Source organism: Porphyromonas somerae (genome assembly GCF_022845615.1).
GTDB lineage: Bacteria > Bacteroidota > Bacteroidia > Bacteroidales > Porphyromonadaceae > Porphyromonas_A > Porphyromonas_A somerae.
In genome coordinates this window covers 389,800-406,830 of the sequence record NZ_AP025559.1, presented here as the reverse complement: position 1 = coordinate 406,830, position 17,031 = coordinate 389,800, and the positions used below count along the sequence as shown (strand labels likewise).

The window sequence follows — 17,031 nt, the reverse complement described above, 5'->3', positions numbered from 1 at the left end:
GATGAGTAATTTGATTGTACAAGGTGTTATCACCCACGTTCTCCCAGAAGAGAATGGCGTAGGCAAGGCGAGTGGTAAGGAGTGGAAGAAGCAGACGGCGGTTCTACAGACACAAGAGCAGTATCCTAAGTATGTCGCCTTTGATATGTTTAACAACCGTATCGTACCTCTCCAAGTGGGGCAGTCGGTGCAGGTGCAAATCTCTGTGGAGAGCCGTGAGTATCAAGGGAAGTGGTACAGCAATGTGAATGCGATCGCAGTGGCTCCCGTGCAAGCAGGTATGGGTATGCAGATGCCTCCTCAGGGTGGCTTCGCACAGCCTATGCAAGGCTACCAGCAACCTCCAATGCAGGGGTATCAGATGCCACCGCAGGGGGTGCAGTCCACGCCTCAAACGCAGACGCCACAAGCTCCATTTAATAAGCGGGGCGAGGATCTGCCCTTCTAGTATGGCAATGAAGAAGCGTAAGGTCATTCAGAATATGTGCGTCGGCCTAGAGGTCTATGAGGAGCACCGCTTCAAGATGCCCTACTCTGAGCTACTGGATAAGCTTTGGGAGGAAGCTGGGGTCACGGAGTTTCAGCTCCTCAACGCCCTTCAGTTGCTCGGTAGGCTGAATAAGCGTGGTAAGAGCAAGCTGGCGGAGATGAAGGAAAAGATGAAGTAGTTAACCCTGGGGTGGTGTCTAGCTCGCTCACAGCGGTGAGGAGTGCTGGTGCGTCGGTTTTAAGCAGGCAACGAATGCAGTGCCAGCGGGACACCACCCCACTTTTTCATAGTGAATATGACTAGAGAAGAATTTGACACCACTAAGTGGTATAAGGGCATTAAGGTTAGAGAGCTGGAATCGCAAATGGTATTTGAGGTTGATGGCGTTGACTTTGGTTGGCGCTCGGTTTCGTTCTGGGACGGAAAGTCTCCTAGAGCTCTGAATTGTGAACTTATTGAGATAGTAAAAGATTTTTTGACTGATGAAATGGAGATGAATAGAAATAGGCCAGACGCTTTCTTAGACTGGGCGCTTTGTGTGGGGCTTGTGATTTGTCTAGTGATGATGGGCTTTAGCGCAGGGTGCGGAGATTACCTCGTGGCGGCAAGCTTTGCGATGAACATTGTGTGTATGACACTATTAGCAGTGACTAGAAAGGAGATGAAAAATGGAAAGGAATAAATCGGATTGGTACATAGAGCGGATGGTGACGAACGGCTTTGGAGGCATTTACACAACGAAGTCAACATACGAGAAGAGGGTAGACAAGAAGCCGGAGGAGGTGGAAGTTGGAGACCGCATCGTGATGTTTGGGCTAGACACTAGAGAGGGAGTGGTGAAAAGCATTGAGCTTTACGATGACGGACTTTTTAAGATTGCAGTCGGTGTGAATGGTGTTTTTACTCTATTCTACACAACCCCGGACCGAATTGGAATTTTGGAGAAAGGAGGTGAAGATGAAAAAGAGTAACAGGGTAGAAGAGTTTCGTGTGGGTAACTATGTGGTAAGCGCAAAATCAGGCAGTTTGGGCAAGGTTGTGTCTACGTGCGGAGGTCTAGGAGAAAATGGTGTCGTTATTGAAATCGGTGACATTATAACTGGTTATACATCGTTTGTTAAAGATGAAGATATACGACCAATACCACTTACAGAAGGACTGCTAGAAGATGCCCTTTCCGATGTTTTTCAAAAAGCAGAGTGCGACTATAAGCCGACAGAGTATGAGATACCACGTGAGGTATTACCAGGTGTTTTTGGTACTGCGAATTGGAGTTTGGTTGAAGATGACGAGGAGCGAGGCAAGTGGTGGTTAAGTGCTGGAACAGGTAGCTTACTCACTGTGGTAAAAAGCCTGCACCACATACAGAACCTTTTCTACGACCTAGAGGGGGAAAAACTGGCCGTTTATGAATATCAAGTAAATAGATACCTAAAAAAACAAGAGAGTCGTGAAAGAGAGTAAGCAACTAAAGGTGACCGACCTACGGATAGGCGACAAGGAGCGGGAGAAGAAGACCGGCTTTGAATTTATCGTGACGGGTATTATTTGGAATTTGTTAGATGAGCCAACGAAAGCAGAACTGTACCTAGACGAAAATGGAGGCGAGTTCGTGTATAAGGAGTTGGACGAGGTGGAATTGGTAGAAGAGAAGTGACTACGTGTATGAAGAAAATAATGTTTAGTGATAAGATGGGCTTGACGGAAGCGGTCTTAAAGGGCAAAAAGACGATGACGAGAAGAATAGTCAATCCACAACCTGTCTATGATGAAGATAAGGGACTATTGTGGAAAGGTGCCTATAGCGGTCTTGGGATAGATAACCCTAGAGATGCTTATCGGATTTTTCGGCATAACTCACTTTACAAGGTGGGAGAGGTCGTTGCAATAGCACAAAGCTATGCAACCGTCATTAAAGGAGAAGATCAGGAGTTGGCCGAAAAGGTCTTTAATCACCTAGAGCTGAACGGCTATGGAGCTGGGCTTGACAACAAAATGTTCGTTCGTGCCGACTTGATGCCACACAAAATTAAGATTACAAGGGTGGAGGTTGATAGGTTACAAAACATAAGCATTGATGATTGCTTCAAGGAGGGCGTCGAGAAAACACACAACCTATACTACCGACTTCCACTATTCGATGGGAACTTCTATCGCACACCAATAACTGCATTTAAAGCGATGATTGAAAAAGCGAGCGGGAAAGGTACTTGGGAAAGAAACCCATACGTCTTTGTGTACGAGTTTGAGTTGGTGGAGAAAGGAGGTAAAGAATGAAAACTAAGTGGGAGAATTGGAAAGCTGCACTCGGTGAAGTAACTGCTGAGTATGAAGCAAAAAGAGATTGGGCTAATGACTATGGAATGCGGTTAATGTTTTATCTGTACATAAGATTTGAATGGAAAAACCGATTCCGTGCAATGGTGACCGATTTGGAGGACTTCTATGTAAAAGAGCCAAGGGTCTTTGAGAGTTTGAATGAAGCCCTTGATTATCTCTCCGATGCAGACTGCGAGAAGTATGTAGATGAGCGGCGGGAGGAGTTCTAAAAGATGATTTAGATAATCATAAAAATAAAGGTATAAGACAATGGAAGAGAAATTCAGATTTACGAACTGGCGGAACGCTATATGGGTGGAGGCTGACGAGGTTGGCACTTCAATATTTGGCGAGAGGTTGTCAGCAAACGGGAAGGAGGAGCTATTCATAACGATTTCCCTAAGTGGTGGACCAAAACTACCAAGGGTGATCTACCGTTATCACAAGGGTGATGCCCTCCACGAACAGGTGGTGAAGTATTACGGCGATCTAATGGAGATGGAGAAAGGGATCAGGGAGTATATAGAAGAAAAAGAGAAGTAAAGTAAAAAGATATGGAGGGCTATTTGGCAGGGTATTAACAAACACAGAGGTCGCCACCGCAACTTTGCCACAGCGGTGGGAAGTGTCGCAAAAAGTAAGAACAAAATAATAATCAAACTTTTTTCTCACAGTTTCACTTACGCGACAGCGGTGGCGACCTTTTTAGATAGATAAGATATGGCAATAATGCGGAGATGGTATAACGTGGAGGTAATGGCCACGGTGAGGGGTAGGAAAATGATACGCTCCTACAGGATTGAAGCACCTGGACCGAACGAAGCTAGGCGAACAGTTAAGGAGCGTTTGGAGATGTCAGACCCAGAGGTGGTGGGGAGCTACAAAATAACAAAAGTGGTGAGAGCGTGATGAGATGAAACGGTACAAGATTAACTACGACGCTATCGCCTCGGGGGTGGCAACCCTCGAGGAGGTGTTTGGAGGCAAGCAGACGGATAGGCTAATAGAGGAGATTGCAGGGGAGCTCGTGAAGGTGTCTTGGCGTTTTAAGGACGGGAGTGCGATGCGGTTCCACATCTACGACAATCTCGCTTGGGAGGTATGTGCCTCGTTCTCCAAAGGGGGCGGTTTCGAAATCGACTACATTGAAATAGGTGCCTCCAACGCTGGGGAGGTGGTAGCCTTTGACCTTACGAGTTTGTCAGGATCTTGGAGGGCTGTGGAGTGGAATAGCTTCTTTTTGTCTGATGAGGAATGTAAGGCGGTGGAGGAGTGCGCGAATGAGCTGTATGCTCTGAATAATAAATAACCTACTACGTGGTGGAGGGGTGCTAATGTGATTAGACTATGAAACGAAGTGATTAATGATGAAGCGAAGATAAGGATAGCCGTGGCAAGTTCCCGAAGGGATACGAACTGGCATAATACGGTTATCTCGTGGGGGAATCTAAAGGAAAAGTGTAAGCCGGTACGAACTAAGGAGACGCTGGAGGAGTATCAGGCGATGACACGTGAGGAGCGTGGCAATGTGAAGGATGTCGGGGGCTTCGTCGGGGGTGTGCTGAAGGCGGACGGTAATCGGAAGAATGATAATCTGGAGTGCCGCACACTCTTGACAATAGATGTGGATGAGGCGACTGCCCTCCCTGAGAAGCCGAACCCTCGGCTGGCGATGATCGTACACTCTACACACTCGCATACAACGGAGAAGCCTCGCTACCGTGTGATTGTCCCTCTCTCTAGGTCGTGCGAACCACTGGAGTACTCTGCGGTGGCTCATAAGATGGCGGAGGGTATCGGACTAGATGAGGTGGATATGACCTCTTGCGAGCCGGTGCGATTGATGTACTGGGCGTCGGCCCCTAAGGATGCCCCTATTCTCTACCACGCTCAGGACGGGGAGCCGCTGGACGTGGACTTTATGCTAAAGCAGTATAAGGACTGGACGGACCTATCGGAATGGCCTACTCGGGATAAGCCGGGCGTGGGTGCCGTGAGTGGTGCGAAGCAACGAAAAGCGGTGGCAGGTGCTCGCCAGGAGTGCCCTAGGGAGAAGAAGAATATCATCGGCTCTTGGTGTCGCACGTTTGATGTCTACCACGTGCTGAATGAGGTGTTATCGGGACTATACGTCCCTGCGGGGCTCAATCGCTTTACGTATGCTAGTGGCTCTTCGTTTGGAGGGGTGGCGGTCTATGATGATGGGGATTTCTTCTACTCTTACCACGCTACGGATCCGCTCGGGGGTCGGCTCCTTAACTCTTGGGACTTGACCCGCCTCGCTCTCTTTGGGCACCTAGATAAGGACGTGGCTCCGACAACACGCATCGACCGCAGGCCGTCGTACCAAGCGATGCAGAAGTATGCCCTCGGTATCCCTGAGGTGAGCCGTGACTATCTGAAGTACCAGTTGGCAGCAGCTCGAGAGGGGGAGCCTCTGGAGGCGGTCTCTGATGAGGTGGAGACCGTGGAGGTGGAAGCGGAAGCGGTTGATGATAGCTGGCTAGATGAGTTGGAGGTAACGGAGAAGGGGGCAACGGTGCAGAGCCTGCACAACTTCTATACTATCCTCCGAAATGACCCTAACCTTATCAAAGGGCGGGTAGTCTATGATGAGTTTAAGCGGGATAAGGTGATCGTGCGACCGCTGGAGTGGGAGCGGGAGGAGGGCGACCTCTGGACGGATGCCGATACGGCTCAGGTGGCTCTATATATTGAGAAGGTGTATAAGATCAAAAATAAAAACGACCTGCAGATGATGCTGGACGCTGTAGTGAGGGAGGATGCGTTCCGTGAGAATGGAGTACGTAAGTTTATCCTCCGTGAGAAGTGGGATGGGGTACCCCGTGTGGATACGCTTTTTATGAAGTACCTAGGGGTGTCAGATACTCCACTAAATCGTAAGATATCCCGCCGCTCGTTAGTGGCGTGCGTGGCTCGTGCGTTTGACCCTGGGGTTAAGTTCGATCAGATTATAGTCATCGTAGGTGACCAAGGGATTGGCAAAAGCTCTATCCTTAGGCGGCTCGCAGGTGGTGGTAAGTACTTTATGGACTCCTTTACGCTGGATACGAAGAGTAATAAGATGCAAGAGGCGGTTGTGGGGTCTTGGATTGTGGAGATACCTGAGCTAGAGGGCTTCTATAAGGCGGATATGAACACGATCAAGAGCTTCGTCTCTAAGCAGAGTGACGAGTTCCGACCTGCCTACGCCCGTGAGAAGGTGGCGGTGAAGCGGACGTGCGTCTTCTTCGCCACTACGAATGATGATGAGTTCCTCCGTGATAGCTCGGGTAACCGCCGTTTCTGGATACTGAAGTGTGGCACGCCTGAAAAGAGTGTGTTCGACCTCACGGACGAAGATGTAGCACAAGTATGGGCGGAGGCGTATCATCTCTACAAGGAGGGAAAGACGCCCCTATACCTCGACCGTAATGAGAGCCGTGAGCTCGTGGAGCTACAGAAGGAGTTCGACTCTGATAATGACCAAATCGGCGCCCTTGAGGCGTTCCTTGATCTTCTTCTCCCTATTGACTGGCACACCTTTGAAATGGAGGAGCGGCGAGCCTACTTTGAAGCTCAGAAGCGTGGCGTGGCCTACATACGTGACCCCTCCCTTGGTTTTAAGAGCATCGGCACGGAGAAGCGCAATGAGGTCTCGGCCGTGGAGGTGGTGAATGAGTTCTTCGGGATGGATAACGGCAAGGGCAACCGACAAAGCCGTATCGCTAATGACCTCCTCAAGAAGCTAGATGGCTGGGAGGCGACAGGAGATAGAAAAAGATTAAGCGGAGGATATGGACAGCAAAAAGTATTCACAAGAAGGAGATAAAAGTGAGTTCAGACCCCTATTTCTCTGCACTCACTCTGCACTCACTTGGGTTTTTCTGCACTCACTTTTGAGTTCAGTGAGTTCAGATGAGTTCAGAGAATTTTCCCTCTGCACTCACTCTACTCCCCTCTATATAACTACTAACTCTACTAATTGAGTTCAGTGAGTTCAGAGAATAGTAGAAAAACATAAAAAGGGTGTTTTACATAGAAAATATAGTAAATGGGTATGTAGAATAGGGTTTCTGTAGGAGTTGGCAATTCTCTGCACTCACTGAACTCATCTACCCCCAAAGTAGCGAACGAAATGTTAAATTTATAAGCAAGATATGATAAACGAAAAGTATTTAGAAAAGAAATTGACCGAAGGTCTCCACTCACTTGGCGTGTGGTGTGAGAAATATACCAACCCCTTCAAGGCGGGATACCCCGACCGCCTTTGCATCACAAAGGGAGGCAACGTCTTTTGGGTGGAAGTTAAGACACCCGGGGAGAAGCTCCGCAAACTTCAAGAGATCCGGAAGGCAGAATTAAAAGCCATCGGCTCCCCCGTCTTTGTGGTGGATAGCGAAGAGAGCCTGGAGGAGGTGCTTAACTTTGCAAGACAGCCCCGAAAACAGCTCAAAATTTACATCTCCGCCCCTATTAGTGGTCGGGACTACCGAGAGGTATTCTCACAGTTCCGCACCGCAGAGACGCAGGTGAGAGCGCTTTCCTGTTTCCTCCCCGTATCCCCCCTCGACAACGACCTCCCCATCAATACCCCCTGGGCGGTGCACATGCTCCGCGACCTAGAGATACTCAGCACCTGCGATGCCGTGTTGATGCTACCAGGGTGGGAGCACTCTCCCGGGTGCCAGATAGAAAAGATTTTTGCAGAGCGTCTCGGGCTCCGCATACTCATGGGATTAGACGAGCTCCACGCTCACGCCCATGAGACTAACCGAAAGTAACCTCCACAGCTACCAAAAGAAAGCAGTACAACATATACTCAGCACCCCACGTTGTGGCGTGTTCCTAGAGATGGGACTCGGTAAGACCGTCAGCACCCTCACCGCCATCGCCACACTGATGTACAGAGGCACCCTCCGCCGTACCATCATCGTCGCCCCCAAGCGAGTCGCCCTCCACACTTGGGACAGCGAGGCAGAGAAGTGGGACCACCTCCGCACCCTCCGCTTCAGTAAGGTGCTAGGCAGTAAGAAGCAGAGAGAGACCGCCCTCCTCACCCCCGCCGACATCTACATCATCAACGTCGACAACCTCCCTTGGCTACTAGAGATCCTCGGGCGGACACCATTCTTCGACATGATAGTCATCGACGAATACTCCGCCTTCAAGAGCCACAGCACCAAGCGGTTCAAAGCCCTCAAAGTCTACCTCGGCACCTACCCACACATCAGAGTAGTCGGGCTCACAGGCACCCCCGCCCCCAACTCCCTAGAAGACCTTTGGAGCCAAATCTACCTCCTCGATAGCGGAGCACGACTCGGCCGTTACATCACCCACTTCCGGCAGAAATACTTCTATCCCCTTTGGAGCAACGGCCACATCGTCTACAAGTGGGGGCTCCAACCAGGTGCAGAGCAAGCCATTTACACCGCCATTGGAGACATCTGCGTCAGTATGAAAAGCGAAGACTACCTCACCCTTCCACCTGTGCGGTATACCGATATTCAGGTAGCCCTAGACCCTAGCGAGCTCACCGCCTACCGGCAGTTCCAGCGAGAGCAGGTGCTAGAGCTAGAGACAGACGAAGGGCAGGAGCTCATCACCGCCAGCAACGCAGCCGTTCTCAGTGGCAAACTCCGACAGTGGACCGGCGGAGCCCTCTACACAGAAGACGGACAGAGCTACCGAGAGACCAACGCCGCCAAACTAGAGAGGCTCAAAGAGATGATGGAGGAGATACACACCCCCGTTATCATCGTCTATGAGTTCCGCCACGAGCTAGAGCGACTGCGTACAACCTTTCCCAAGGCACGCACCATAGATGAGCCGGGCGTATTCGACGCATGGAATAGAGGCGAAGTGCCCATCCTCCTCGGCCACCCCGCTAGCATGGGGCACGGCCTCAACCTACAGAGCGGAGGGCACATCATCATTTGGTACACCCTTACTTGGAGCTTGGAGCTCTACCAGCAGATGAACGCACGCCTTGCCCGCCAAGGGCAGCGGGAGCGGGTGACTATCTACCACATGGTCGCCACCGGCACACTAGACGAGCGAGTAGTTAAAGCACTCCAGAGCAAAGAGCAAGGGCAGAACGCCCTTATGGAGGCCATAAAAGCAGAGATACAAACGGGAGCAAAAGCCAAGACCCCTAATGTGTGAAAAACTAATCATTAAGTACAAAGAGCTGAAGAGGCTAGAGAGCGAGCTTAATAGAGAGCTAGGACGGCTCCTAGCCCCACCGCTCACCGACCTCCGACAAATCAAATCTATTTGCCACCAAGTGCGACTCACAGGGCACCAGCCATTTGAGGAGAAAGAGGTCTGCATCGCCGTAGTCCTTCGCCTCTACAGCCCCGAGAGCCTCCTAGCCACTAAGAGAGTGAAGCGAGGCATCACCCGAGAACTCTCCCAGGCGCTCCGGATCAACTACAGCTACACCAGCAACCTCACAGGAGAAGTGCGCGTGCGGTATCAGCTGATCCACCCCTTCCGAGAGAAAGTAGATGAAACAGCCCTAGAGATATTAAAAGACAAAGCGAGATGAACAGACGAAGAAGCACCCTAGGAAGTCAGAAGCAGCCTATCCACCGATGCGGTGAGTGCCGGCACTCCTATGGACACCGCCGACCCTCCCAAGCTACAGGCGAAATGACCATGTGCCTCTGCCCGCACATTGACAACGCCTCCCACTACATACTTACCTGCCGTCACTCCTGCCCGAAGTTTCAACCGAAGTAGCCTCAGAGTAACCGACATAGTACAAAAAGGTGTATATTTATTTGCTTAATAGATATATTTTATATACCTTTGTGGTGTCTCAATAGTGAGGCAAATAATCTTTAGTCCGTTTCCTATGAGAAAAAGAGACGTGCTGAAGTTACTTGAAAGCAATGGCTGGCAAATAGTCAGAGGCGGAAAGGGCAGTCATACGAAGCTAAAGAAAGGTGGAAAAATGGTCATTGTACCTGGACACAACCTATCAAGCGAAGTAAAGCCTTTTCTACTAAAAGAGATTCTAAAGCAAGCTGGAATCGAAGAGTAACTTTAGGGGTAAGGGGTTGCGTCCCCTTGCCTACTAAAGATTAGAGTTTATATCAATTGGTTTGTGAATAGTGATGAAGATTAGAGTTACCATTAACTTTGAGGAGAGTGGCTACAGTGCCTATTCTAATGATGTTCCTGATATCCTCTTAACGGCTCAGGGAGAAACGATAGATGAGCTTAAGAAGGAGATGCTGGAAGTGATTGAAGAGGTCAAAGCAATGGACGAGGCTCCGCTGATACTAAAGCAAGGATATGAAGTGGATTGGGCATTCTCCGTGCCTGCTTTTCTAAGCAAGTTCGAGGGGATTGTCTCCCAATCCGGTCTTGCCACTCTCTCGGGCATCAACCCAAGCCTACTCTCCGCATACAAGAGCGAGCAGAAAAAGCCAAGCAAAGCACAAGTAGATAAGCTACAGCAAGCAGTGAACAAGTTTGCCAACGAGCTCCTATCTACTCCACTGACCGTATAAGTTCTTACCCCTATCGGGTTACTCAAGGAGGGTGCCAATAGGTGTTGCTTGCAATTTTATTGACACGGCACCCTCCGAAAAATCATTTTGTTTTATAGTCAAGACGGAGACCCTATATCCCAACTAAGGGACATCGGGCCTCCGCATTTGTTTATACCAAGTCTCCAAAGGGGCTACGCTCCTGTCTCCTCAGCCGTTGCCCGCTCCAGCTCTTCCACAATACCTCGAAGCTCCTTCAGCGTGGTGGCTCTGTAGTGTGCTCCCTTATGGTAGATGAGTGCCGTCAGCTCCTCGCCTATCACCTCATCACGAGTGGCGAATAGTTCCCATTCGTTCACATTAACTGCTCTGGCGATCCTCTCAACTGTGTTTGTCGTGATAGATGGAGAATTGAGCATATTCTTTATAGCCTGCTCAGTTACGTCCATCTCATCAGCCAGCATCTTGTAGGTAAAACCCTTTTCCTTGAGTACTTCTTTTATCCTCATAGTTCCTTAATGTCTTTGTCTACTGCAAAAGTACCACATATATATAAAGGTACAAAACATTGAGTACTTAAGGTGTGTTAAAGTTTGCTAATAATGTACTTTTACATTGTATAGGTACAATATTATATGTACCTTTGTCATACAAAGATAAGACAAGGCGATAACATTACAGTGAAGGGCTAACACTTAAACACGAGCAACGAACGAGATGAAAGTGATGAGCAACAGGATAGAGAGCTACGGCTACTTTGTAAGAAAGGGCGACCACATTACAGAGGCTATAGAGAGGCACGACGAAAACAACATCAAATCATTGATAGCAAGAAAAAAGAGCAGTCTAAATGAAGCTATCGAGTCTCTTCAGTTTTATAAGAGCATAAAAGATGAAGAAAAGGTTGCTTCACTAACAGGCCAAATACAGCTACTAAGACGACAGATCAAAAGACTAGAGAATAGATAGAGAGTATTTACTAATCACACAAACGAGATTAAAAGACTATGAGCAAGACAAACAGAATTCGCCTGAGCGAGGTAATGAGCAAGGCGTGGTACCTTTTCAGAACATACGGTACAACCTTCAGCGACGCACTTAAAAGGGCGTGGGCGTGGTTCAAGCTAAGAGCACAGATGCTATCGGGGGTGGTAGAGTTTTGGTTCACCAAGTCCGACGGCACGCAGAGGCAGGCCTTTGGCACCCTCAGAAGTGACCTCATCAGCGAGGTAAAGGGCGGCGAGCGTAAGCACTATGAGCACCTACAGACCTACTGGGACACAGAAAAGCAAGCGTTCAGAAGTTTCAAGCTGATAAACCTTGCTATTTAGAGATTAAAAGACTACATTTGATAGTACAAATCCAAACTAAGTAACATAGTTTATATTCAAAACCAAAAAGAGCTATCCCGCGTCGCTATTTGTTACCTACATTTGTAGTGCGACAGCGGGGTAGATATAATCCAATAAAGCAATAAGTATGAAAATCAAGTACAACGGCAACGATTATGATGCGTATGCATTAGTAATGACGAAAGAGAATGCACTCGAGATCCTAAACGGCACGAAACGGGTAGAGATTCGAGAGTACTCCCCACACTATGAGTCTATTTTTATTGATAAGAAGATTGCCGACGCTAATCAAGAAATCACCCGCGACGAAGATTGGCAAAACCCTATTAAGTCAACGCCCGCAGTACACTTCTACAGCACGGGTGCAGATTGGACACTAGACGTATCAATCGACGATATCGGAATTGCCTCGCTAATACCAGAGGATATTGCATGGCTTCAAGACGAGTATGATTTTCACGACCTAGACGAAAAGCTAGAAGAGTGCAAGGATATGCCAGAAGATGAGGTGCCAATGTTCTTTTATATCGGTATTGAAAAGATACTAAACCATAGCGGGCTAGTAGACTGATATAGTAGGTGGGTGGTGTGTTGGTAGCCCGCCCATCTATTTTTATAGAGCGAGCTGCCAACACACCATAAATGTTAGTATTATGCCAGAACCGTATGCAGTCAGAATGACGGGTGGAAAAAAGGTTTACTACAAGACCAAGGCCGACTATATCGCAGGCAGGTACAAATCCAGCGACGCAGGTCGAAAGCGTAGAGAGCGAATAAACAAAAAGCTTGGAGGTAGAGTAGTATGACGCACGCCAAGGCGATCATTTCACAAGTAGCAAATCAAACCAACAGGGCTATACTGTTCCACTCCGCAACGGGCAAGGACAGTATTGCTCTGTTGGAGCTTATGGCTCCGCACTTCAAGGAAATCATCTGCGTGTATATGTTCATCGTGCCAGGCCTATCGCACATCAATAGGTACATCAGCTACGCCACGAACAGATACCCGAATATCAAATTCTTCCAAGTGCCACATTTCGCCCTATCAAGCTACTATAGGAATGGCTACATGGGTTGCCAAGTTGTTGAAGGTCAGAAGCTCATCTCCTTTGCCGATCTCACAGAGTCAGTGCGTTCGCAGACGGGAGTAGACTGGGCCTTTTACGGCTTCAAAAAATCCGACAGCATGAACCGAAGGCTGATGCTTATGGGGTATAGGGAGGAAGCTATTAACGATGCTCAGCGAAAGTGTTACCCGCTCTCTGGATACCTCAATAGGGAGGTGCTAGAGTATATCGATCGCCAAGAGCTAGTAAGGCCAGAGTCATACGGCAAAGGGCAGTCGGCAGGAACCAATATTACAGATATCGACTACCTCCTTTTCCTAAGGAATAACTACCCTGAAGACCTAAAGAGAGTGCTACAATGCTTTCCTAAGGTAGAAAGAATACTTTTTGAACATGACTACGAAGAGAAAGAAGAAAGAGCTAAAGCAGAGTGAGACAAAGATGGTCAAAAGGTCCTCCCTCACTATCAACCCCATCAACCCGAAGCGTCACACGAACGAGGCGGTCAAGCTCCAGTGTCGCAACCTTCAGAAGGTTGGCTTCCTTGGTGGCATCGTGATCAACTCTCTAAGTGGGAACATTATAGACGGACACAGAAGAGTGTACGCAATGGACGATTACTACGGCTACGACGGGACCAAGTAGACCGACTACGATGTTAAGGTAGAGGTCACCGAGCTAGACGAAAAGACGGAAAAGGAGCAACTGTCCTACATGGCGGTGGGAAACACAAAGCCCGACCTTGACCTAATAGCTGACTACATCAAAGACATTGACTACACAAGTATAGGCCTTACCGATAGGGAGCTTTCGGACGTTCTAGCCCTGGCACAGCCAGACATAGACACCATCACCAACACATTAGACGTGGGGGTGATACTCCCTAGCGATCCAATTCAGCAAGAGCCACAGAAAACACACGAAGAGCGAACGGAGCACATGAAGAGAGTGAAGGAGCAGAACAAAACCAATGCCATTGAAAGGCAGATGGCCGACGAGGCGTACCTCACACTCTCCTTCAGTAGCTATCAGAATAAAGCTCTATTTTGCTCACTCATAGGCGTGTCAGACATGGACAGGTACGCCAAGGGGGAAGAGGTAATGAAGATGATACAGTAGTGCCATGCAAGAGAAGAGGAGAGCCACCATAGACCAAGAGAAGCTAGAGAGGATATCCGAGGAGAGCAAGCAAAAGGGACGCCACTCCAGAGCCCGGATCATACCCCCTACGCTAGAGGATTTCGAAAAAGTAGCACGCGACACCAAAGGACGCATCGGCAAGATTGCCGAAGTCTTCAGCGTCTCTCCCGACACCATCTACAAGTGGCGCAACGAAGAGAAAGGGTTCCGCGAGGCTCTCAACACACCCCGCGAAATCATGATGGACAAGCTAGAGACCACCACGGAGCTCCTCGCACTAGGTATCCCCGATATCGACCCAGAGACCAAGCAGTTTAGAGGATGGATAGTGCAACCCAGCGAGCAAGCCTTGTTCCGCCTCATGAAGGTTTACGGCATGCACCGGGGGTTCGGCGACAACCCTCAAGAGGTCAACATCAACCTCAAGGAGGGCAGCATCCCTATCCAAAAGTGGCTATCCCTCAATACCGAGGCACCACAGCAAACGGGAGATGAAGGCGATACCGACGCCTAGCCCCTCCCGCTCTATGCCCACACCCATACACAGCGTATACGAGCCCCTCTACCTCAATGATGATAAGTTCATCGTGCTTATCACGGGAGGCCGTGGCAGTGGGAAATCGTACGAGGTCTCCCGCTACATCGAGCGACTCACCTTCGAGCAAGGGCAGAAGATCCTTTTCAGTCGCTACACCATGACCAGTGCCGATAAGTCCATTATTCCCGAGGTGCTGGAGAAGATCCAAGGCGACGGCACCGCCGAGTACTTCAATATCAAGCAGGACCGCATACAAAACCTCCGTACCCAGTCCGAAATCATCTTCATGGGTATCAAAGCCTCCAGCGGTAATCAGACGGCCAAGCTCAAGAGTATCCAAGGGCTCTCCACCTTCGTCGTCGACGAGGCAGAGGAGTGGGTCAGCCCCGACGAGTACGAAAAGCTCGTCCTCTCCCTCCGTCAGAAAGGCGTTAAGAATACCGTCATCATCGTGATGAACCCCTCCGACACCTCTCACTTCATCTACCAAAAGTACCTCAAGGATACCCACCGCATCGTAGACTACCTAGGCGTGCCCGTGCAGATAAGCACCCACCCCCAGGTGCTGCACATACACACCACCTACCAAGACAACCTCCGCAACCTCGCACCCGAGTTCATCTCCACCGTCGAAGAGCTCCGCGAAACCAACCCCGAGAAGTTCGCACACGTCGTAGCAGGGCAGTGGAGCAACCAAAAGAAAGGCCTCATCTTCCCACACTACGAGGTTATCGACGAGCTACCACACTTCCTCAGCCAGCGAGCCATTGGGCTAGATTTTGGGTACACCAACGACCCCTCCGCCGCCGTCCTCTGTGGCGTGCACGGCGACGACCTCTACCTCCACGAGCTATTCTACAAGCGAGCCATGGGGTACCAAGACCTCATCGACGCACTCCAGAAGGTCACAGAGTACGACGATCTCTTCGTCTTCGCCGATAGTGCAGAGCCCCGAGAGATAGCAGAGATTTACAAGGGGAGCCGAGCACAAGGCAAAGGCATCAACATCTTCCCAGTGAAGAAAGGAGCCGGCAGTATCCTCGCAGGGCTACAGAAGATGCAAGACCTCAATATCAAAGTTACCCGCTCCAGTAAGAACCTCCGCTACGAGTTAGAGAACTACAGCTGGGAGCTAGACCCCCTTGGCGAGCCAACCAATAAGCCAGTCGGAAAGGATGACCACGCCATCGACGCTACCCGCTACTACGTCTGGGGGCAGCTCTTCGGGCAGAGGAAGGTAGAGCGACAGTGCTGGACCGGCATATAATCACATAAAATTAGAGACCAATGGACATCAAGAAAGCATACAGCAGTTACAACGCTAGGAAATACGAAGCGTACCGCCGTCAGTGGGAGTGGCAGAAGCACGACATCTTTGATGAGAGCATCCGCCCACGCGACAAGGTAATGGTACGAGACGAGCGTTGGGAGGATGGCAAGCTCATACCCGCCATTCTCAAGGATATGGAGGTTAATCGCATCGCCTACCCCATGGAACAAGACATCGTACAAAAGCATACCACCTTCACCGTCGGCCGTGAGCCACTCCTCGACTGCACCCCCACCACACCTGCAGAAAGACAGATGCTACAGCTCCTCACAGAGGTAGGCCACGATACCAAGCTAAAGTACCACAACCGCCGAGTAGTCACCTCCTGGCTCTCCGAGTGCATGGTAGCCGAGTACTGGTGGGTGGATCCAGTCACCAAGGAGCTAAGGGTAGAACTTTGGAGCCCCTTCAGAGGCGATAAGCTCGTACCAGAGAAAGACGGCACCGGCAAACTCATCGGTTTCTACCGCTTCTACTCCACCCGCGACCCTCAGGGTAGAGAGGTCGAGTGGGCTAGCTACATCACCCCCACCGACGTGCAGGGCTTCCGCCTAGAGCGTGGCGAGTGGGTGCCAGTGGCGGATAAGAGCTTCCCCCACGGCTTCCACAAGCTCCCCATCATCTACATGGACCGCCCCGAGCCACTCTGCCACAAGATTAGCACCATACGCGACCGCATCGAGAAGGTATGGAGCAACTCCGCCGACTGCAACGACTACCACTACGCACCCAAGCAAATCATCTCAGGCGATATAGAGGTCGTCAACTCCAACCCCACCGGACGAAATAAGACCATCAAGCTACAGAACGGAGGCGATATCAAGATGCTCACCTGGAACCAAAGCTCCGAGATGGTCACCACCGAGGTAGAGAAGCTCGAGGAGACCGCCTACCAGATTATGAATACCCCACGCCTCTCTCCCAAGGAGATGTCCAGCACCGGTGCCACCAGTGGCGAAGCCTTCAAGTACGTCTTTGCCGGCATACGCCTAGCCGTAGAGAGCCACGAGGAGCAGGTAGGCGAGTACCTACAGCGACGCATCAACTTCCTCCTCCACGCACTAGCCACCCTCCACCCCGAGGTAAAGGAAGCCGAGGGAATGCACATATCCCCACAGTTAGTTCCCTACAGCATAGAGTAAAGATACATACACGTCTTTAATACACTTTCTTTCATAGTTTAGGTAATAAGTTGTTCATGAAGCACTGCGAAGCGATTTCGCGGTGCTTTTTCGTGTGCCGTGCCACTCCAATCAAAAGTAAGGGGTTTAGTTTAGGTTGCAAAGCCCAACCTGC

The 17,031-nt window shown here is 49.9% G+C and carries 29 protein-coding genes; 27 read left to right on the top strand and 2 right to left on the bottom strand.

Annotation, left to right across the window (positions count from 1 at the left end; all coding sequences use genetic code 11):
* Position 1: 1 nt before the first annotated feature.
* From MWL85_RS01775 to MWL85_RS01705, 15 genes are all read left to right on the top strand, one after another.
* Entirely contained in the window at positions 2-448 is a 447-nt protein-coding gene (locus tag MWL85_RS01775) for a DUF3127 domain-containing protein (RefSeq protein ID WP_244401192.1), read from the top strand.
* A 1-nt stretch (position 449) separates the two neighbouring features.
* Positions 450-668, top strand: coding sequence for a hypothetical protein (locus MWL85_RS01770; RefSeq protein ID WP_244401190.1), 219 nt, complete (start codon positions 450-452; stop codon positions 666-668).
* 117 nt (positions 669-785) lie between these two features.
* Positions 786-1,172 carry a hypothetical protein gene (locus MWL85_RS01765; protein ID WP_244401188.1) on the top strand — a complete coding sequence of 129 codons (387 nt, stop codon included), beginning with the start codon at positions 786-788 and terminating at the stop codon, positions 1,170-1,172.
* Complete coding sequence (locus MWL85_RS01760; protein WP_244401186.1) at positions 1,159-1,461, top strand: hypothetical protein; 303 nt, start codon at positions 1,159-1,161, stop codon at positions 1,459-1,461. The genes MWL85_RS01765 and MWL85_RS01760 overlap by 14 nt, the downstream gene beginning before the upstream one ends.
* Positions 1,448-1,954, top strand: coding sequence for a hypothetical protein (locus MWL85_RS01755; protein ID WP_244401184.1), 507 nt, complete (start codon positions 1,448-1,450; stop codon positions 1,952-1,954). The genes MWL85_RS01760 and MWL85_RS01755 overlap by 14 nt, the downstream gene beginning before the upstream one ends.
* Positions 1,941-2,147 (top strand): hypothetical protein, encoded by a 207-nt coding sequence (locus tag MWL85_RS01750; protein WP_244401182.1) that lies wholly within the window; start codon positions 1,941-1,943, stop codon positions 2,145-2,147. The genes MWL85_RS01755 and MWL85_RS01750 overlap by 14 nt, the downstream gene beginning before the upstream one ends.
* A gap of 8 nt (positions 2,148-2,155) precedes the next feature.
* The gene (locus MWL85_RS01745; RefSeq protein WP_244401180.1) at positions 2,156-2,767 is read left to right on the top strand and encodes a hypothetical protein; all 612 of its coding nucleotides are present in this window, start codon (positions 2,156-2,158) and stop codon (positions 2,765-2,767) included.
* Entirely contained in the window at positions 2,764-3,039 is a 276-nt protein-coding gene (locus tag MWL85_RS01740) for a hypothetical protein (RefSeq protein ID WP_244401178.1), read from the top strand. Before MWL85_RS01745 ends, MWL85_RS01740 begins: the two co-directional genes overlap by 4 nt.
* Before the next feature lie 40 nt (positions 3,040-3,079).
* Positions 3,080-3,352, top strand: a complete 273-nt coding sequence (locus MWL85_RS01735; RefSeq protein ID WP_244401176.1) for a hypothetical protein — start codon at positions 3,080-3,082, stop codon at positions 3,350-3,352.
* A gap of 177 nt (positions 3,353-3,529) precedes the next feature.
* Positions 3,530-3,718, top strand: a complete 189-nt coding sequence (locus MWL85_RS01730; RefSeq protein ID WP_244401174.1) for a hypothetical protein — start codon at positions 3,530-3,532, stop codon at positions 3,716-3,718.
* A gap of 4 nt (positions 3,719-3,722) precedes the next feature.
* Entirely contained in the window at positions 3,723-4,118 is a 396-nt protein-coding gene (locus tag MWL85_RS01725; RefSeq protein ID WP_244401172.1) for a hypothetical protein, read from the top strand.
* A 48-nt stretch (positions 4,119-4,166) separates the two neighbouring features.
* Positions 4,167-6,641, top strand: coding sequence for a virulence-associated E family protein (locus MWL85_RS01720; protein WP_244401170.1), 2,475 nt, complete (start codon positions 4,167-4,169; stop codon positions 6,639-6,641).
* Positions 6,642-6,969: 328 nt separating this feature from the next.
* Positions 6,970-7,593 carry a DUF4406 domain-containing protein gene (locus MWL85_RS01715; RefSeq protein WP_244401169.1) on the top strand — a complete coding sequence of 208 codons (624 nt, stop codon included), beginning with the start codon at positions 6,970-6,972 and terminating at the stop codon, positions 7,591-7,593.
* Positions 7,574-8,974, top strand: a complete 1,401-nt coding sequence (locus tag MWL85_RS01710; RefSeq protein ID WP_244401167.1) for a DEAD/DEAH box helicase — start codon at positions 7,574-7,576, stop codon at positions 8,972-8,974. Before MWL85_RS01715 ends, MWL85_RS01710 begins: the two co-directional genes overlap by 20 nt.
* A complete protein-coding gene (locus MWL85_RS01705) occupies positions 8,967-9,359 on the top strand; it encodes a hypothetical protein (protein WP_244401165.1) in 393 nt (130 codons plus the stop codon). The genes MWL85_RS01710 and MWL85_RS01705 overlap by 8 nt, the downstream gene beginning before the upstream one ends.
* Positions 9,360-9,376: 17 nt before the next feature.
* On the opposite strand, the gene MWL85_RS01700 is transcribed toward MWL85_RS01705, so the two are convergent.
* The gene (locus MWL85_RS01700) at positions 9,377-9,571 is read right to left on the bottom strand and encodes a hypothetical protein (protein WP_244401163.1); all 195 of its coding nucleotides are present in this window, start codon (positions 9,569-9,571) and stop codon (positions 9,377-9,379) included.
* 97 nt (positions 9,572-9,668) lie between these two features.
* Here MWL85_RS01700 and MWL85_RS01695 point away from each other — a divergent pair, with 97 nt between their 5' ends.
* Positions 9,669-9,857, top strand: coding sequence for a type II toxin-antitoxin system HicA family toxin (locus MWL85_RS01695; protein ID WP_244401161.1), 189 nt, complete (start codon positions 9,669-9,671; stop codon positions 9,855-9,857).
* Positions 9,858-9,930: 73 nt separating this feature from the next.
* Positions 9,931-10,329 carry a type II toxin-antitoxin system HicB family antitoxin gene (locus tag MWL85_RS01690; RefSeq protein WP_244401159.1) on the top strand — a complete coding sequence of 133 codons (399 nt, stop codon included), beginning with the start codon at positions 9,931-9,933 and terminating at the stop codon, positions 10,327-10,329.
* Positions 10,330-10,502: 173 nt separating this feature from the next.
* Here the strand turns inward: MWL85_RS01690 and MWL85_RS01685 are convergent, their stop codons facing one another.
* Positions 10,503-10,817 carry a helix-turn-helix domain-containing protein gene (locus MWL85_RS01685; protein WP_244401157.1) on the bottom strand — a complete coding sequence of 105 codons (315 nt, stop codon included), beginning with the start codon at positions 10,815-10,817 and terminating at the stop codon, positions 10,503-10,505.
* Positions 10,818-11,025: 208 nt separating this feature from the next.
* Here MWL85_RS01685 and MWL85_RS01680 point away from each other — a divergent pair, with 208 nt between their 5' ends.
* The 10 genes from MWL85_RS01680 to MWL85_RS01635 all read left to right on the top strand — a co-directional run bounded on the left by MWL85_RS01680 (position 11,026) and on the right by MWL85_RS01635 (position 16,877).
* A complete protein-coding gene (locus MWL85_RS01680; protein ID WP_244401155.1) occupies positions 11,026-11,277 on the top strand; it encodes a glycosyltransferase family protein in 252 nt (83 codons plus the stop codon).
* Between the two features lie 38 nt (positions 11,278-11,315).
* Positions 11,316-11,639, top strand: a complete 324-nt coding sequence (locus tag MWL85_RS01675; protein WP_244401153.1) for an SH3 beta-barrel fold-containing protein — start codon at positions 11,316-11,318, stop codon at positions 11,637-11,639.
* Positions 11,640-11,787: 148 nt separating this feature from the next.
* Complete coding sequence (locus MWL85_RS01670; protein ID WP_244401151.1) at positions 11,788-12,231, top strand: hypothetical protein; 444 nt, start codon at positions 11,788-11,790, stop codon at positions 12,229-12,231.
* Positions 12,232-12,313: 82 nt separating this feature from the next.
* Positions 12,314-12,466: a hypothetical protein gene (locus MWL85_RS01665; protein ID WP_244401149.1), complete on the top strand. Its 153-nt coding sequence runs from the start codon at positions 12,314-12,316 to the stop codon at positions 12,464-12,466.
* Complete coding sequence (locus MWL85_RS01660) at positions 12,463-13,161, top strand: phosphoadenosine phosphosulfate reductase domain-containing protein (RefSeq protein ID WP_244401147.1); 699 nt, start codon at positions 12,463-12,465, stop codon at positions 13,159-13,161. Before MWL85_RS01665 ends, MWL85_RS01660 begins: the two co-directional genes overlap by 4 nt.
* Complete coding sequence (locus MWL85_RS01655; protein WP_244401145.1) at positions 13,121-13,372, top strand: ParB N-terminal domain-containing protein; 252 nt, start codon at positions 13,121-13,123, stop codon at positions 13,370-13,372. The genes MWL85_RS01660 and MWL85_RS01655 overlap by 41 nt, the downstream gene beginning before the upstream one ends.
* 75 nt (positions 13,373-13,447) lie before the next feature.
* Positions 13,448-13,846 carry a hypothetical protein gene (locus MWL85_RS01650; protein WP_244401143.1) on the top strand — a complete coding sequence of 133 codons (399 nt, stop codon included), beginning with the start codon at positions 13,448-13,450 and terminating at the stop codon, positions 13,844-13,846.
* 4 nt (positions 13,847-13,850) lie between these two features.
* Positions 13,851-14,381, top strand: a complete 531-nt coding sequence (locus tag MWL85_RS01645) for a hypothetical protein (RefSeq protein WP_244401142.1) — start codon at positions 13,851-13,853, stop codon at positions 14,379-14,381.
* Positions 14,359-15,672, top strand: a complete 1,314-nt coding sequence (locus MWL85_RS01640; protein ID WP_244401140.1) for a PBSX family phage terminase large subunit — start codon at positions 14,359-14,361, stop codon at positions 15,670-15,672. Before MWL85_RS01645 ends, MWL85_RS01640 begins: the two co-directional genes overlap by 23 nt.
* A 20-nt stretch (positions 15,673-15,692) precedes the next feature.
* Complete coding sequence (locus tag MWL85_RS01635; RefSeq protein WP_244401138.1) at positions 15,693-16,877, top strand: phage portal protein; 1,185 nt, start codon at positions 15,693-15,695, stop codon at positions 16,875-16,877.
* The last annotated feature ends 154 nt before the right edge of the window (positions 16,878-17,031 follow it).